Source organism: Streptomyces sp. GMY02 (genome assembly GCF_019056675.1).
In the GTDB taxonomy this organism is placed as follows: domain Bacteria; phylum Actinomycetota; class Actinomycetes; order Streptomycetales; family Streptomycetaceae; genus Streptomyces; species Streptomyces odonnellii.
Genome location: NZ_CP077658.1, coordinates 2,589,183 through 2,606,498, shown reverse-complemented (window position 1 = coordinate 2,606,498; position 17,316 = coordinate 2,589,183). Strand labels below are relative to the sequence as shown.

Here is a 17,316-nt window from a genome sequence, read left to right as displayed (position 1 = left end):
TCAACCTTCCTTGCGTCGACCGACCGCCCGAGCTACGTTTTAACTAACCAGTTAAATCGAGCTTCGTGCGAGGACGAGGACGACGCGGTCCGGATCGCCAACGACTCGCCGTACGGCCTCTCCGGCGGTGTCTGGACCTCCGACCCGGGTACGAGGTGACGCGGGCCGGCACGGGGGACCCGGCCCGTACGTCGCCACCCGGCCGGCGCGACGCGGCGCGTGCGCACGCCGCGGGGCGGGCGGGGGCATGGCTCATGCGGGCGTGGGCATGGCTCACGGCCGGGGCCAGGGCCGTCCGTCGAGGTGTTCGATCCCCGCGTTGAAGCGCTTGAGATACGCGGCGAAGGCCGCGACCTCTTCCGGAGTCCAGTCGGCCACCACCTTCTCCAGGCCCCGGACGCTCTCCGCCCGGTGTGTGTCGAGGCGGCGCTCGCCCTCGGCGGTGACGCGGAACTTACGGGCGATACCGCCCTCCGGATCCGGAATGCGTTCGACCAGCCCGGCACGCAGCATCGCGGCGGTCTGCCGGTTGAGGGTGGAGGCGTCCAGGCCGAAGGCGTCACTCAACTGCCCGATGGACATGGGGCCTTCCATCAGGATCCGGCTGAGCAGGATGTATGCGCTGCGGTCCAGTCGGCCGTCGCCCCCGCGCGACCGGGGGGTGTTGAGATAGATGTGCCGCCCGAGCACCATCGTCTCGAACTCGATCAAGTGCGTGGGCTTGTCCATACCGCCGATCCTCTCAAGAGTTCAGGCTCCGAGAACACCGGCTTCCGTACGTGCCCGCCGCTCGGGCGTGCCGACCGCTCGGCCGCGCCCGTCAGCCAGGCGTGCCCGTCACCCAGGCATGCCCGCCGATCGGCCCGGCCCGGCCCGCGGCTCGGCCGCGCGGTCGCTCAGATCGCTGACCACCCGTTGTCGACGGGCAGGATCGCGCCGCTGATGTTGCTCGCCGCGTCGGAGGCCAGGAACACGATGGCGGCGGCCTGCTCCTCCGCCGCGGCCACCTTGCCGGCGAGGGCGACGTACGGGCCGATGGTGCCCGGGCCGTGGGACCCGCCCTGGGCGTCGACCCGGATATTGGTCGCGGTGGCGCCGGGGGCGATGGCGTTGGCGCGGATTCCCTCCTTCCGGTACATCACGGCGAGGGACTTCGTCAGCCCCACGACACCGTGCTTTGACGCGGTGTACGCGGCGCCGGCCGCGCTGCCGCGCAGGCTCGCCTCGGACGCGGTGAAGACGATGGAGCCGCCGCCCGCGGCCAGCATGTGCGGCAGGGCGGCCCGGGTCAGCAGGAACGGGGCCGTCAGATTGACCCGTATCACCCGCTCCCACTCGGCGTCGTCGGTCTCCCCGAGGGCCGACATCCGGTCCATGATCCCGGCGTTGTTCACCAGGACGTCCAAGCTGCCGAAGGCGTCCACCGCCGTCGCGACGACCTGATCCACCACCTCCTGGTCGCCGAGATCGCCGACGACCGCCCGGGCCGTGCCTCCCGCGGCCTCCACCTCCCGTACGGTCCGCTCGACGGACTCGCGGTTGAGATCCGCGAGCGTGACCCGCGCGCCTTCCCCGGCGAACCGCAGGGCCGCGGCCCTGCCGATGCCCGAGCCCGCCCCGGTGACGATGACACTGCGCCCTTGAAGGCCGGTGCGAAGACCGGTGCCGCTGCTCATGGATGCTCCTTGCTTCCTGGCTGCTTGTGAGTTGCCCGACGGCTGAGTTGATTGAGTCAATCAAGTAGATGGGGCCCTGGCAAGATTGCTTGAGTCAGGCAATTGCCTGCTAGCGTGGGTGTATGTCCACACCGCCGCCGGCAGCCGCCCCCGTCTCGCCGGACACGGCCGGGATCGAGCGCGCCTTCACCCGTATCGCCTATCTCACCGGGCGGGTCAAGCAGCACGACCGGCTGATGGCCATGGCCGGAGTGCCGCTGGACCGGGCCGCCGTGGCGCTCCTGCGGCAGATCGTCGAGTCCGATCCGCTCCGCCCCGGCGAACTGGCGGCGCGGCTGGGCGTGGAGGCCTCGCACATCACCCGGCAGGTGCAGCACCTGGAGAAGGCCGGCTATGTGATCCGCGTACCGGACCCCGACGACCGCCGGGCGCAGCGCATCCAGCTCACCCCGTCCGGCCGGGAGACGGTCGAGCGCGTCCGTGAGGCGAGCTGCCGGGCGATGCAGGTGGCGCTGGCCGCCTGGTCACCGGAGGATCTGCGGCAGCTCGCGACCCTGTTCAACCGGATGGTCGACGACTTCATCACCCACGCCGACGAAGAGGGCCTCGACCGCGCCCCCGGACAGGCCCCTCGACCGGCCCCTCGAACGGCCCCTGCGCCGGAGGACGACGGGGCGCAGCACCCCGCCTGAGGCCGCGACCGGCACCGGCGGGCAGTGACCGAGCGGGCACACACGAATGGTCTTTCCATGCCTGGAAGCATCAATGGAAGCATCAGTGGGATCGCTTCGCCGGTTCGCGGGGACGGGCAGCGCATCCTGGTCGTCGTCGACGATCCCGGGACGACCGAACTGCTCTCGACGACCCTGGAACTGGCGGGCTATCAGGTCGGCACGGCGGGCACCATCCCCGAGGCGGTGGTGCGGTTCGCGGAGCACCCGTCCGATCTGGTGGTCATCGACACGACACTGGCCGAGTCGGACGGTTTCACCGGATACCCGCGCGTCGCCCCCGCCGACCGGCCGCCCGTACTGTTCCTCACCGCCTGTGAATCCCTGGGCAGGCTCGTCCCCGAACTGGGCCTGGGCCTCGCCGACTATGTCACCCAACCGCTCCGGATCGCCGAAGTCCTCGCCAGGGCACAGGTGTTACTGCGCGCCCGCGGCCCGGAACGGCTGGAGCGGGCACCGCGGTACGGGGATCTCGTCCTGAACGACGCCACCTGCCGGGCCAGGCGCGGCGGGCGGGCGCTGGATCTGACGCCCGCGGAATACCGGCTGTTACGCCACCTCTTGGTCAACGCGGAACGGGTCCTGTCGAAGGAACAGATCTGCCGGCATGTCTGGGGCGAGAGCCGTGCCGACAACGCGATCGAGAAGCTCGTCTCCCGGCTCCGGCACAAGGTGGACCAGGACCAGGACGAACCCGGACTGATCCACACCCGCCGGGGCTTCGGCTACTGGCTCGGACGCTGAGACCGCCTCGGGCACTGAGGCCGGCCCGGGCGCCGAGACCGCCTCGGGCGCTGCGGCCGGCCCGGACATGTGACCTTCCTCATGTCAGCCTGCCGTCAGGCAACTGGCCGGGGGGTGTCAGGCCGTTCCGGTTGCATGAGCACAGCCTCTGTCCCGCTCCGCGACCGCTGAGAGGAACGCATGTCCACCCCCCACGCCTCAACCCCCGAGGGCCTCGGGTTCGATCCCGACGCCCTGCGCGCCCGGTACCGGGCCGAGCGCGATCGCCGTATCCGCCCCGAGGGCAGTGAGCAGTACCAGCGCACCACCGGCGCGTTCGGCTACTACGTCGACGACCCCTACACAACGCCGGTGCTCGGCCGTGAGCCGCTGAACGACCGCGTCGACGCCGTGATCATCGGCGGCGGCTTCGGCGGTCTGATCGCCGGCGCGCGGCTGCGCCAGGCGGGTGTGCAACGGATCCGGGTGATCGAGAAGGCCGGGGACTTCGGCGGAACCTGGTACTGGAACCGGTATCCGGGTGTCCAGTGCGACATCGAGTCGTACATCTATATGCCCCTGCTCGAAGAAGTCGGCTACATGCCGCGCTGGAAGTACGCGCCGGGCGAGGAGATCCGGCAGCACGCGCAGGCGATCGGGCGGAAGTTCGAGCTGTACGACGACGCGTGCTTCCAGACCGAGGTGACGCGGCTCCACTGGGACGAGACCGACCACGAGTGGATCGTTCACACCGACCGCGGCGACCGGATGGCGGCGCGGTACGTGGTCGTCTCCAGCGGGCCGTTCAGCCGGCCGAAGCTCCCGGGCATTCCGGGCATCGAGAACTTCCGCGGCCACACCTTCCACACCAGCCGCTGGGACTACGGCTACACCGGCGGCGACGCGGACGGCAATCTGCACAAGCTCGCCGACAAGCGCGTCGCCGTCATCGGCACCGGCGCGACCGCCATCCAGTGCGTACCGCCCCTGGGACGGGACGCGCGACATCTGTACGTCTTCCAGCGCACGCCCTCCTCGGTCGACGTACGCGCCAACCGCCCCACGGATCCGGAGTGGGCCGCCTCGGTCACGCCCGGCTGGCAGCGCCGCCGCCGGGACAACTTCCTCGCGCATGTGGCCGGTGGCGGAGCCGAGGAGGACCTGGTCGCGGACGGCTGGACGACGAGCGCCCGGCTGCTCCAGACCTTCGTACCGGGAGGAGGCGACTCCGAGGTCCCGCCCGAGGAGCTGGGACGGCTGGCCGAGCTGGCCGACTTCACCAAGATGAACGAGATACGCGCCCGGGTGGACGCGACCGTCGAGGACGGGGCGACGGCCGAGGCGCTCAAGCCCTGGTACCGCTACATGTGCAAGCGGCCCACCTTCAGCGACACCTATCTGCCCACGTTCAACCGTCCCAATGTGACGCTCGTCGACACGGCCGGGCAGGGCGTCGAGCGCATCACCGAGAACGCCGTGGTGGTGGGCGGTGTCCCGTACGAGGTCGACTGCGTGATCTTCGCGACCGGCTTCGACATCGGCGTTCCGCCGGCCGAGCGGGCCGGACTCGACGTCCGGGGCCGGGGCGGGATCACACTGGCCGAGGCCTGGAAGGACGGTCCGAAGACCCTCCACGGCTTCTACAGCCACGGGTTCCCCAACTTCTTCCACCTCGGCACCCTGCAGAACGCGGTCTCCGTCAACTTCGTGCACGTTCTGGACGAGCAGGCGCTCCATGTCGCCGAGGTGGTGGCCGAGGCGCGCAAGCGGCAGGCCCGCTATGTCGAGCCGACGGCCGAGGCGCAGGCGGCGTGGGTGGCGACGATCCGGGCGAAGGCGCGGAACGCGGAGCGGTTCCTCGCCGAGTGCACGCCCGGTTACTACAACAACGAGGGGAGGCCGTCCGGGCGGAGCGAGTCGTACGGGGGCGGGCCGATCGAGTTCCACGAACTGATCGCCCGCTGGCGGACGGACGGGGACATGGGCGAGGTGATCGTCGGATGACCGGTCGGACGACTGTCTGTTCAGCGGCGAGTGCCGGGGCGGGCGTCAAGCGGGGTGGGGAAGCGTGACTCGACCCAGCCGGTACGACGAGACCGGCCAGTGGCAGGCCACAAGCAGGCGCTGGGACACGGCGAGGCTCAACCCGCCCAACCGGCTGTGGGGTTCGAACGGTGTGACCTTCGGCCCCGACGGGCGGCTGTACGTCGCGCAGTTCATCGCCGGGCAGATCAGCGCGGTGGACCCGGTCTCGGGGGATGTCGAGGTGGTGGTGGCGCTGGACAGCCCGGTCGAGGCGCCGGACGATCTGGCCTTCGGGGCGGACGGTTCGATGTACATCGCCGACCTGACCCCGGGCAGGGTGTGGCGCCGGGACCCCTCGGGCGCGTACACCCTGGTCTCCGACGCGGTGCGGGTCCCCAACGGCATCACCTGCGTCGGCGACCGCCTCTTCGTCAACGAGATGCGCGGCAACGGCCGGCTGATGGAGCTGTTCCCGGACGGCGGTGACCCGGTGGTGCTCACCGACGGGCTGGCCTGGGGCAACGCGATGCAGCTCGGCCCGGACGGCTTCCTGTACTACCCGCACATGATGGCCAACGAGGTGTGGCGGATCCCCCCGGACGGCGGGGTGCCCGAACTGGTCGCGAAGGATGTGCACGACCCGGTGGCGGTACGGTTCGACCGCGGCGGCGTCCTGGTGGTGCTGTCGCGGGGCCAGGCCGGGATCGTGACCCGGATCGATCTCGCCACCGGAGTGCGGACGGTCGTCACGACGGGTGTCGCGGGGCTGGACAACGCGGCGTTCGACGCGGAGAACCGGATGTACGTCTCCAGCTACGCCAGCGGCGGGGTCACGGAGATGCACGCCGACGGGCGGACGCGGGAGATCGTCCGGCGCGGGTTCGACGGGCCCTTCGGGGTGACGGTCGACCTCGGCGGCACGGTGTACGCGGCGGACCACTTCAGTCTGGCGGGCCCGGACGGCTCGGGCGCCGTGACCACCCATGAACTGCTGCCCTTCGTCCACGGCGTCACCGCGGACGGCCCGGTCCTGCACCTCACCACGCAGATCGGCGAGGTGCGTACGTACGACCCCGTACGGAAGACCTCGCGGGTACGGGCCACCGGCCTGACCGGCCCCACCGGCATCGCGATCGCCCCTGACGGCTCGCTGGTGGTCGCCGAGACGGGCGCGGGCCGGATCGTACGGATCGACTCGTCCGACACCGTGAGCGTCCTCGTGGAGGGGCTCGACCACCCGGTGGACGTGGCGTTCGACGACGAGGGACGCTGCCATGCCAGCGACGACCACGCGGGGGCGGTCCTCCGGCTGGACGACGGGGTCCCGGTGACGGTGGCGGACGGCCTCGGCGCACCCCAGGGACTGGTCATCCGCGGCGACGAACTGTTCACGGTGGAGGTGGCACACCGCCGGCTGCGGACCATCTCCCTCACCACGGGCGAAACGCGGGTGGACGCCGAAAACCTGGCGGTGGGTCTGCCGCCCGGCATCACCCGTACCACCCCGCCCCCGCCGCCCGGAATCCCGGCGCCGCCACGCCAGTTCGCGGGCCTGGCCCTCACTCCGGACGGCGCGCTCGTCCTCTCCGCCAACGGCGAGGGCACCGTACTGCGCCTCTCCTGACCCGCTCCCACCGAGAACCCCAGCCCCCGAAGCTCTGCCGGAACGCATCCGGCAGAGCTTCTCTGTTGGTGGTTCGGCGGTGACCCGGCGGTGGTCCGATCAATGTGTGTGCTCGGCCGGGGATTAGTTGTGTCGAGAGGCTTGACGGGGGAAACCTCCGATGTTCACTGCGTGTTGCGAACATGTCACCTTGTTGCTTCATGGATCAACGCGCCATCGCGTACGTCACGCATCTGAAGTTCCCCTGCGCCTTCCGGCGCCGCCTCGCCACTCGTGGGAGTGACACACGATGAGACCCAACCGACTAGTCGTCTTCGTCCTCGCCGCCGTCTGTCTGCTGGCCGGTCTCGCCGGTGGGCCGGCGGTGGCTTCCACCACCGATGCCGCGTTCAGCAACGCGACCGGTGCGCTGAATGTGGACTACGGCAGCTATCTGTCCAAGCACGACATCGTCTACAACCGGCCCAACACCAATCCCGACTACGGGCTGACCGTCGGGAACGGGAAGATCGGTGCCATGGCGTGGCAGAACAACGGTCTGTCCATGCAGGTGTCCGGAGTCGACACCTCGCAGCAGACCGCGTTCGGCGCCGGGCTGCTGAATCTCGCCACAACGCCGGCGATGGACAGCGGGTACACCACATATCAGCAGCGCCTCTCGCTGTACGACGGGACGCTCACCACCAAGTACGACAACAACAGGACCGTCACCGTCATGGGGTCGCCCAACTCCGAGGTGATGGGCATCCATGTGGAGGACACCCGGAGCGGGGTGTCGAACATCTCGCTGGATCTGAGCCTGTGGGATGTGGCCGGGCTCGGGAACAGCGGTGACGTGCCCAACCTGGACACCTGGAAGACCGTCTCCACCTACGCGGACTCCACGGGCGCCGGGCTGAGCCGGGGCCAGGCCGACCCGCAGAACTTCGGGTACACCCTCGCGGCGACCGTGGAGGGCGCGGCGTACAACGCGCAGGTCATCGACGGGCGCAAGGTGCGGCTGACGATCACGCCGTCCAACAGCTACACGATCTGGTTCACCGCCAGCAGCCGGCTGAACGCCCCGAACCACAATTCGGTCACCCAGGCCAAGAACGCCCTGAACTCGGTGAAGAACACCGGATACACGAACACCCTGAACAACTACCGCAATTGGTGGCACGCGTTCTGGGAGAAGTCGTTCGTGCAGTACTCCAACGGGTCCCGTGAAGCGGACTACATGGAGAACGTCTACTACCTCAGCACCTATATGATCGCCGCCGGCGGTTACGGCAACTATCCCTTCCACTTCATCAACGGAACGTTCCGGGCCACCGGGGACAATACGAAGTGGAGCAACTCGTACTGGTTCTGGAACCAACGGGACGTCTACAACTCGTTCCTGGCCTCCAACCACGCCGATCTCTTCGAGGGATTCAACCGCCTGTACAGCCGGAACTTCAACGCGCTCAAGGCGTACACCCAGACCAGATACAACGTCGACGGCCTCTGGGTCCCGGAGACCATGGGCTGGGACGGCAATGCCCGGGGCACGATCAACAGCGACTACACCAAGAACATCTGGTCGACCGGCGCCGAAGCCGCGTACAACATGTATCTGCAGGCCAAGTACACCAACGACAACAACTACCTGCGGAACACGGCCTATCCGTTCCTGCGTGAGGTCGCCAAGTTCTACGCCGCGAAACTGTCGTACAACAGCGGCACCGGCCAGTACTACGTGGCCACGTCCAATTCGCACGAGACCTACTGGAACGTGCCGAACGCGATCACGGACCTGGCCGCCGTACGCACCGTGTTCCCGCTGGCCATCCAGGTCGGCGCGGAGCTGGGGCTCGACGCCGACCTCCGGCCGCAGTGGCAGCGGATCGTGGACAACCTGATCGCGTACCCGGCGGACTCCAACGTGTATCTGCCGCACACCCCGCCGATTTCCCAGACCCGTAACAACGAGAATGTCGCGGCCGAGATCATCTGGCCGTACGACCGCACCGGAATCGGCTACCCCGACCAGCAGAAGGCCATCAACACCTGGAACGCCCGGCCGTTCCCGTACGGCAATGTCTGGGCGAACGACGCGGTCCAGGCGGCCCGGCTCGGGCTCGGCGACCAGACGTTCCAGGGCATGAAGACCATGCTGCGCCAGTACCAGAACTATCCGAACGGCCTGACCTCCAACACCAATGGTGTCTTCGAGTATCTCGGTGTGCACCTCTCGGCGATGAACGAGTCGCTGCTCCAGTCGTACAACGACAAGATCCGTGTCTTCCCGGCCGTGCCCAGTGATTCCAGCTTCGTCGGCAAATTCAGCCTGATGGCCAAGGGCGGATTCCTGGTCAGCTCGGAGCGCGAGGCCGGCGAGATCAAATACGTCGGGCTGAAGAGCCAGTACGGCAACAGCACCCGCGTCGTGAATCCCTGGGGGACACAGGAGGTCCGCGTCCGCCGCGTCTCCGACAACGCGACCGTCCTCACCACCAGCGCCGCCGAATTCGCGCTGAGCACCTCGGCCAACACGGTGTACGTCGTCGAGCGCACCGCCAAGCCGCTCAGCTCGTACACCTCCACCCGGCTCACCGGGACGGCCAACCAGGACGCCAAGTCCCTCTCCGGCACCAACTCCACGCTCGGGCTCGGCACAACGCCCAACCCGATGGTGAACAACACCTCGGTGACGTACGACAGCAACTGGCACCTCACCACCGGGCGGGGCTACGGCGACTACAACGACGACACCCACCACAGCACCACGGTGGGCGCGACGGCGCAGTACACCTTCACCGGCACCGGGATCCAGTACCTCTCCGAACGCAACGGGGACATGGGGACGGTGGATGTCTATCTGGACAACGCCTTCCAGGCGACGGTGGATCTGAGAATCTCCGGCGCCCGGCAGGTCCAGCAGACCGTCTGGCAGAAGACGGGCCTCTCGCGAGGGCAGCACACCATCCGGGTCGTCAACCGGAGCACCTCGGTCGGCATGATCGACGCGTTCCGGATCACCCCCTAGTGATCGACGCAGCACCGTAAGGATCAAGACAGTCGGGGCCCGGCAGACCGTCAGCGGTTTGCCGGGCCTCAGCCGTTCCCTCAGCCGTCCCCCTGGCCCTACGGTGAGCGGACGGTGGACGAACGCCGCCCCACACTCCAGGACCCCCTCTCTTGTGCGGCCCCTGCACACCTCGTTCCCTTTTCAGATGTCCGGTGTTCACTCATCCGTGCCCGCCGCTCTTCCGCACTCCGTGAGGGTCAGGTCGGCCGATGATGGGAATCGGCCAATATCTGCCGGACGCCGGAGCGGCGCCGGGAGGGGGGCTGGGCCATGAATCACCCGCGCTTTCTGTTCGTACCGAGAACCGACGCCGAGACGGGCACCGTCTCGGTGGTGTGGCGCCTTCTCGGCGCGAACAACCGCGGTCTCGGCCAGGCCTGTGACAGCCAGCCCGGTCTGGCCGCCTGCCGTGCCGCCGTGGAGTCCCTGCGTGCCGGCATGGCCAGGACCCGGCCGGTCATCACGGTCTCCGAGGCCAGCGGGCTGTGGATCTGGCGGCTCGACCTGGACGGGCGGGCGATAGCGGTTTCCAGCCGCTCGTACCAGCGTCAGCGCGAGTGCCAGTACAGCCTGGGGAACTTTGTGAAGGCCGTCCCCGAAGCGCACCTCGCGGCGGGTCTGGTCCCCCTCTCGGCGAGGCGTCAGCCCCAACCGCCCGGTGACCGGCCGCCGAGGGTACGGCCGGACTCCACGAAGCCGGACTCCACGAAGGCGCGCGCCGCCGGCGCGGGTGCACGATGACGATCACGGCACCCGTTCCCACGCCCGCCCCCGGGGCGCCCGACCAGCCGCGGCCGATCAAGCGCTCCGCCGGACTGCCCGACCAGCTCTTCCGCGGCCTCGCCCGGGGCAGCGGCGGCGTGGTGCTCATCATCATGCTGCTGGTCGGCACGTTCCTCGGCTACCGCGCCTGGGAGGCGCTGCGGGTCGCCAAGGGCTCGTTCATCACCACCCAGGCCTGGGAGCCCGACTCCCATCACTTCGGCATCGCGGCCGTCCTCACCGGCACCGTGCTGATCGGGCTCGTCGCCATCGCCTTCGCGCTGCCGCTCGCCACGGGCACGGCGCTGTACATCTCCGAGTACGCGCCCCGGCGCATACGCCGGACCATGGTCAGCCTGATCGACCTGATGGCCGCGGTACCCAGCGTGGTGTACGGGCTCTGGGGGGCCTTCTTCCTCCAGTCCCACATCGTCGGGCTCTCGCGGTGGATCTCCACCTACTTCTCCTGGATCCCGGTCTTCAAGGTCAACGGCGCCGACCCGGGCGACCCGCTGGCCCCCATGACCGTCTACACCTCCTCGACCTTCATCGCCGGGATCGTGGTGGCGCTCATGGTCACGCCGATCGCCTGCTCGGTGATGCGCGAGACCTTCTTCCAGGCGCCCGTCGGCGAACGCGAGGGGGCGTACGCGCTCGGGGCGACCCGGTGGGGAGTGATCAAGACCGTCGTCCTGCCCTTCGGGCGCGGCGGTGTCATCGGCGGCACGATGCTCGGCCTCGGCCGGGCGCTGGGCGAGACGATCGCGGTCTACATGATCATCTCGCCGTCCTTCGTGATCCAGCCGCGGATCCTGGAGAACGGCACCAACTCGGTCTCCTCGCTGATCGCCCTGCGGTACGGCTCCGCCAGCGACTTCGGCATGTCCGCGCTGATGGCGGCCGGGCTCGCACTCTTCCTGATGACGCTGGTCGTCAACTTCGTCGCCTCCTCGATCGTGGCCCGCAGCCGCTCGGGTGCCGGGACGGAGGCCTGAGATGACGACGCCGTACACGCACGCGCCGCAGACGCGGCCCCCGCATTTGACGAAGCACGAAACGAATCGGACCAGCCCTGTGCCCGAGCCCCTGGCCCCCCTCACCGTCCGCCCCGGACCACCGGAGGACACCGGCAGGCCCGAGGCCCGCCGCTCCACCTCCACCGTGCGCGCGGGCGACGTCCGCGCGCTGCTCGGCGCCCTGGCCGCGGCGCTCGGGCTGACCGTGGTGCTGTTCACCCGGATCGCGCCGTTCGACGGGCCGCTCGGCTTCGTCGTGGTCGCCTATCTGTTCTTCGTGGGCCTGTACGCCGTCCTGGTCTCCTTCTCGGAGAACGCCATGGCCGTACGGGACCGCGTCGCCGCGGTCATCGCCCACAGCCTCGCCGTACTGGTGGTCGGCGCGCTCCTCTTCGTCGTCGTCTACACCCTGTGGCGCGGCCGGTCCGCGCTGCCGCATCTGAACTTCTTCACCGAGGACATGTCCGTCACCGGACCCGTCCAGCCGCTCACCAGCGGCGGCATGCTGCACGCCATCGCCGGGACGGTCGAGCACATGGTGATCGCCCTGACCATCACCGTGCCGCTCGGGCTGGCCTGCGCGGTCTTCCTCAGCGAAGTCCCGGGCGCCTACGCCCGGTTCGTACGGACCATCGTCGAGGCGATGACCGCGCTGCCGTCGATCGTCGCCGGCCTGTTCATCTACGCCACCGTCATCCTGATCCTCGGCGTGGACAAGTCCGGGATCGCGGCGTCCCTCGCCCTCTCGGTGATGATGCTGCCGATCATCATCCGCGCCTCCGACGTGGTGATCCGGCTGGTGCCGGGCTCGCTGCGCGAGGCATCCCTCGCGCTGGGCGCCAGTCAGTGGCGGACGGTGTGGACGGTGGTGCTGCCCACCGCGCGCTCCGGGCTGACCACCGCCGTCATCCTCGGTACGGCGCGCGGGATCGGCGAGACCTCCCCGGTGCTGCTCACCGCCGGATTCACCTCCGGCATGAACCTCAACCCGCTGCACGGCCCCCAGGTGTCGCTGCCGCTGGCCACCTTCGAACTCGTACGGTCCCCGGAGCCGAACTTCATCGCCCGCGGTTTCGGGGCGGCGGCCCTGCTCATGGGACTGGTCCTGCTGCTCTTCGTCGTCGCCAGGATCATCGGCGGACGCGGCCCAGGCGAGCTGACCCGGCGGCAGACCCACCGCAGGGTCCTCGCCTCGCGCCGGGACGCCGAGCGGATGAGCGGCCGGGCCAGGCCGGGCGCCGGGCCAGGAGGGCGTACGGACACGGACGGGCCACCACCCGGGCCGGTGGAGGAACTGAGCAACTGAGCCTCCGCGTCCCCGGCCTCCGTGCCCGCCGGGCCGGCCACCCCGTACTCCGTACAGGCGAGCCGCCGAGCCCCCCACCACCGCCCCGCCATACCGACAGGAGTCGCCCCCCGATGTCCGGAACCCTTCCGGCGCCGCTGCCCGGCAGACCGATACGCGCCGCCCTGGCGGCCGTCGCCCTCGCGACGCTCGTGCTGCTTGCCCTCGTCCGGCCCGTCCCCGCCGCCGCCGCGACCTATGTCCCGATCTCCGGCGTGGGCTCCACCTGGAGCAAGAACGCGCTCGACCAGTGGGTGGCGAACGTCAAGCAGTACGGCATGACGGTCACCTACACCGGCACCGGCTCCTCCGACGGCCGCACTCAGTTCCGCAACGGCGTCGCCGACTACGCCGTCTCCGAGATCCCGTACGGCATCAAGGACTCGGGGGTCGTCGACTCGCCGCCCTCCAGGAAATACGCGTACATGCCGATCGTGGCCGGCGGTACGTCCTTCATGTACAACCTGAAGATCGGCAACCAGCGGGTCACCAACCTGCGGCTGTCGGGCGAGGCCCTCGCCAGGATCTTCACCGGTGGCATCAAGTTCTGGAACGACCCGGCGATCAAGGCCGACAACCCGGCCCTGGCCAAGTCGCTCCCGGCCCGCAAGATCGTCCCGGTGGTCCGCTCCGACGGCTCGGGCACGACGGCCCAGCTCACCACCTGGATGAGCAAGCAGTACCCCTCCATCTGGAACGGCTACTGCGCCAAGGCCGGACGGGGCACCCCCTGCGGGACCACCTCCAACTACCCGCTGGTGCCGGGCAACGGTTTCGTCGCCCAGTCCGGGTCCAACGGTGTCTCGGGGTATGTCGCCCAGCGGGACAACATTGGCACGATCACCTATGTCGAGTACTCCTACGCCGTCCAGACCACTCACTTCCCGGTGGTCAAGGTGCTCAACGCGGCCGGCTACTACACCGAGCCGACGGCGAAGAACGTGGCCGTCGCGCTGCTCAACGCGCAGATCAACAACAACAGTTCGTCGCCCGAGTACCTGACCCAGATCCTCGACGGCGTCTACAACAGCAAGGACCGGCGCAACTACCCGCTGTCCAGTTACAGCTACATGATCATCCCGACGAAGGTCGAGGGGAAGTTCAACCCCAACAAGGGCAAGACACTCGGCGCGTTCGCCTACTACTTCCTGTGCCAGGGGCAGCAGAACGTCGACAAACTGGGCTTCTCGCCGCTGCCGGTGAACCTGGTGCAGGCGGGGCTCACCCAGGTACGGAAGATCCCCGGCGTCAACGTCGAGAACATCAACATCAAGAACTGCCACAACCCCACCTTCTCCGCCGACGGGTCCAACACCCTCGCCAAGACCGCCCCGTACCCGCTGGCCTGTGACCGGAAGGGTGCCACCCAGTGCTCCACCGGCACCGGCGGGGACAAGAAGCCGACCGTCCCCCAGGGCGGCGGCGGTGGTTCGGCCTCGGGCGGCGGCTCGGGCGGCTCCACGGGCGGTGGCGGTGGCACCGGCGGCACCGGTGGTACGGCCACGGGCGGCGGCGGTACGGGAGGCTCCGGCGCCCCGGGCGCGGGCGCGACCGGCGGTGCGACCGGGGGCGCGACGGCAGCCGGAGCGGCCACCGGCGGCGGCGCGGGCACGGCCATCGACCCGGACACCGGCCAGCCGATCGCGGCGGGAGCCCAGACGGGCGGCGCCGGCACCGGGGACGTTGCCGGGGCCGGCGGGGGCGGCGACGCCTTCGCCGTACCGGTCTCCACCTCGGGGACGATCGGCGGCAACGTACGGCTCGTGCTGATGGTGCTGGCGGCCCTGCTGCTGGTGGTGGTCACGGTCGGACCTCCGCTGCTGTCCCGCTATCTGACGGTGCGGAGGCGGACCTCATGAGCATCACCGCCACCGGCGCGGGAGCCCGCTCGAAGGCCGCCCGCGCCCTCACCGCCGCCGTCCTCGCGTTCTGCTGCGCCCTGAGCGCGGGCGCCTTCTTCGGCGGTGCCGACCCGGCGGGCGCGGCCGACAACCCCGCCGCGGGCCGCTCCCCGGTGACCGTCACCGGCAAGGGCGACTTCGCCGGACTCAAGGTCACGGTCGAGCAGACCCAGCACCTGGTCAACCAGGTCGTCAAGGTCTCCTGGACCGGCGGGGCCCCCACCGTCTCGGACACCGCCTACGCCGCCGACTACCTCCAGGTCATGCAGTGCTGGGGCGACAACGCGGCCGGGCCCGACCCCGAGCAGTGCCAGTTCGGCGGCTCCTCGGAGCTGGGCGCCGGGTCCGGCAACCAGCCCGCGGGCGCGTACACCAACACCCGCCAGCTCAGCTACGGCAACCTCCGCGACGAGCAGCAGACCCTGCCGCCCCCCTCGGAGACCGGTGTCTCCTATGTCGCGTTCCGCCCGGTGGACGGCGAGACCGAGCCGCACGGCAACTCCAACGACTTCTTCGACTCCAACACCAGCAACGAGGTCCCGTACGCCAGGACCAACCCCGACGGCACCGGCGAGGTCTACTTCGAAACCCAGACCGCCGTGGAGGCCCCCGGCCTCGGCTGCGGCGAGGCCATGCCGGGCGGCTCCGCCCAGAGCGAGGGCCGCCGCTGCTGGCTGGTGGTCGTACCACGTGGCCGGACCGAGGTGGACGGCACTCCGTACACCACCCAGTCCAGTGGCCTCCTCCAGTCGTCGCCGCTCTCCGCGAGCAACTGGGCCCACCGTCTGGTCGTCCCCCTGCGCTTCGAGCGGATCGGCCAGTTCTGCCCGCTCGGCGCCGACGAACGCGACACCCTGGGCAACGAGATGTCCAAGGAGGCCGTCCTCCGCTGGCAGCCCGCGCTCTGCCAGAGCGGCGGCCGGACGGTCTTCCGTTACGCCCAGGTGGCGGACGACACCGCGCGGGGCACGCTCGGTTCCGAGCACCCCGGCATGGTGTTCCTGAACCAGCCGGCCACCGCCGATGACATGCAGTCGGGCGGGACCCCGGTGTACGCGCCGGTCGCGCTCTCCGGGCTCACCATCGGCTTCCTCATCGAGAGCCAGTCCACCTTCTCGGCGCCCGAGGAGGTCAGGGCCCGCAACGGCCGCAGGCTCTCCTCCCTCAAGCTCAACCAGCGCCTGGTGGCCAAGCTGCTCACCGAGTCGTACCAGGACGGCAACTCCCGCTTCGCGCCGAGCACCGAGAAGAACCCGTACAACCTGGGCCGCGACCCGGAGTTCACCCGGCTCAACCCGGAGTACGCCCAGCTCGACTTCGGCGGCAAGCTCGGCGACATCCTCGTACCGCAAGCGGTGTCGGACACCGCCCGGCTGCTGTGGGACTGGATCGACCAGGACCCCGCCGCGCGCGAGTTCCTGAACGGGACGCCCGACAACGCGGGCACGTACGGGGACCCGGCCAACTCCGGGATGACGGTCAATCCGCACTACCGCGAACTCGACCTGCCCCTGGACCACTTCCCCAAGAACGACCCGTTCTGCCAGCAGTTCGCCGACCACCCCGAGAACCCGCTCTGCATCCAGGACAAGCACCCGTACCCGAACGACATGCACGAGGCCGCCCGTTCCGCGGGCCGGGGCGACTCGCTGGCCCGTACCTCCTGGGACAACACCGCGACCCCGCCCGCGTACAAGAAGGACCCGGCGCAGCCGGCCGGGCAGCGGGCCATGCTCGCGCTGGCCGACAGCGCGACGGCCCTGCGGTACGGACTGATCCCCGCCCAGCTCCGCAACGGCGCCGGGCAGTATGTCGCGCCCACCGGCGCGGCTCTGCTGGCGGGCCAGGCCGCGATGAAGCCGGGCCCGGTCAAGGGCGTCGTCGAACCCGTGCCCGCCACCAAGGCCAAGGGCGCCTATCCGCTGACCTCGCTCACCTACGCGGCCACCACGCCCACCCAGTTGACCGCCGCGGAGGGCAAGGACTACGCGGAGTTCCTGACCTATGCCGTGGGCGGCGGGCAGACGCCCGGTGTGGCGGCCGGCACGCTGCCCGAGGGATACGCGCCGCTGCCCAAGGCGCTGCGCACCCAGACCCTCCAGGCCGCCGCCACCATCCTGGCCCAGGCGGGCAAGACCCCCCAGGAGGGTGGCCAGAACTCCACCCACCCCGCCACCACGGGGGGCGGGGAGGGGGAGCGGCAGGCGGCGGTGACGGCGCCCCTTCCGGTACGGGAGGCGCCGGCGCGCCGGCGGGCGGCGGAGCCCCGGGCGAGGGGGCGCCGGGCGCGGCACCCTCGGGCTCCCCGAGCCCCGGCGCGACCGGCGCCTCCACCGCACCGCCCAAGGCGGCCGGAGCGGAGGCGAGTTCACCGCTGACCCCGCCCTGGGCGCTGGGCGCGATCCGCTATGTCGTCCTGATCGTGCTCATCACCGGGATCGCGGCCGCCGTCGGCGGCCCG

General features: G+C 70.0%; 12 protein-coding genes and 1 pseudogene. 11 read left to right on the top strand and 2 right to left on the bottom strand.

The features are described 5' to 3' along the window. Positions 1–63: 63 nt before the first annotated feature. Positions 64–144, top strand: a pseudogene (locus KQY30_RS10810) (aldehyde dehydrogenase family protein); the annotation flags it as partial. A gap of 129 nt (positions 145–273) precedes the next feature. Here KQY30_RS10810 and KQY30_RS10805 read toward each other — a convergent pair. Continuing rightward, positions 274–729 carry a MarR family winged helix-turn-helix transcriptional regulator gene (locus KQY30_RS10805; RefSeq protein WP_217306647.1) on the bottom strand — a complete coding sequence of 152 codons (456 nt, stop codon included), beginning with the start codon at positions 727–729 and terminating at the stop codon, positions 274–276. Between the two features lie 167 nt (positions 730–896). Next, a complete protein-coding gene (locus tag KQY30_RS10800; protein WP_217306646.1) occupies positions 897–1,676 on the bottom strand; it encodes an SDR family NAD(P)-dependent oxidoreductase in 780 nt (259 codons plus the stop codon). A gap of 122 nt (positions 1,677–1,798) precedes the next feature. Between KQY30_RS10800 and KQY30_RS10795 the strand changes: the two genes are divergently transcribed. The 10 genes from KQY30_RS10795 to KQY30_RS10750 all read left to right on the top strand — a co-directional run bounded on the left by KQY30_RS10795 (position 1,799) and on the right by KQY30_RS10750 (position 17,233). Beyond that, positions 1,799–2,368 carry a MarR family winged helix-turn-helix transcriptional regulator gene (locus tag KQY30_RS10795; RefSeq protein WP_217306645.1) on the top strand — a complete coding sequence of 190 codons (570 nt, stop codon included), beginning with the start codon at positions 1,799–1,801 and terminating at the stop codon, positions 2,366–2,368. Between the two features lie 57 nt (positions 2,369–2,425). Next, positions 2,426–3,151, top strand: coding sequence for a response regulator transcription factor (locus tag KQY30_RS10790; protein WP_217306644.1), 726 nt, complete (start codon positions 2,426–2,428; stop codon positions 3,149–3,151). Positions 3,152–3,331: 180 nt separating this feature from the next. Beyond that, positions 3,332–5,134, top strand: a complete 1,803-nt coding sequence (locus KQY30_RS10785) for an NAD(P)/FAD-dependent oxidoreductase (RefSeq protein ID WP_217306643.1) — start codon at positions 3,332–3,334, stop codon at positions 5,132–5,134. Between the two features lie 64 nt (positions 5,135–5,198). Further along, on the top strand, positions 5,199–6,779 hold the full coding sequence (locus tag KQY30_RS10780) for a PQQ-binding-like beta-propeller repeat protein (protein ID WP_217306642.1): 1,581 nt from the start codon (positions 5,199–5,201) through the stop codon (positions 6,777–6,779). Positions 6,780–7,068: 289 nt separating this feature from the next. Then, positions 7,069–9,789 carry a carbohydrate-binding protein gene (locus tag KQY30_RS10775; protein WP_217306641.1) on the top strand — a complete coding sequence of 907 codons (2,721 nt, stop codon included), beginning with the start codon at positions 7,069–7,071 and terminating at the stop codon, positions 9,787–9,789. Positions 9,790–10,101: 312 nt separating this feature from the next. Next, entirely contained in the window at positions 10,102–10,572 is a 471-nt protein-coding gene (locus KQY30_RS10770) for a hypothetical protein (protein ID WP_217306640.1), read from the top strand. Further along, the gene (pstC, locus tag KQY30_RS10765; protein ID WP_217306639.1) at positions 10,569–11,588 is read left to right on the top strand and encodes a phosphate ABC transporter permease subunit PstC; all 1,020 of its coding nucleotides are present in this window, start codon (positions 10,569–10,571) and stop codon (positions 11,586–11,588) included. The genes KQY30_RS10770 and pstC overlap by 4 nt, the downstream gene beginning before the upstream one ends. A gap of 79 nt (positions 11,589–11,667) precedes the next feature. Next, complete coding sequence (gene pstA / locus KQY30_RS10760; RefSeq protein ID WP_217306638.1) at positions 11,668–12,915, top strand: phosphate ABC transporter permease PstA; 1,248 nt, start codon at positions 11,668–11,670, stop codon at positions 12,913–12,915. Positions 12,916–13,028: 113 nt separating this feature from the next. Continuing rightward, the gene (locus tag KQY30_RS37110) at positions 13,029–14,813 is read left to right on the top strand and encodes a phosphate ABC transporter substrate-binding protein PstS (protein ID WP_217306637.1); all 1,785 of its coding nucleotides are present in this window, start codon (positions 13,029–13,031) and stop codon (positions 14,811–14,813) included. Further along, positions 14,810–17,233 carry a hypothetical protein gene (locus KQY30_RS10750; RefSeq protein ID WP_217306636.1) on the top strand — a complete coding sequence of 808 codons (2,424 nt, stop codon included), beginning with the start codon at positions 14,810–14,812 and terminating at the stop codon, positions 17,231–17,233. The genes KQY30_RS37110 and KQY30_RS10750 overlap by 4 nt, the downstream gene beginning before the upstream one ends. Positions 17,234–17,316 lie beyond the last annotated feature (83 nt).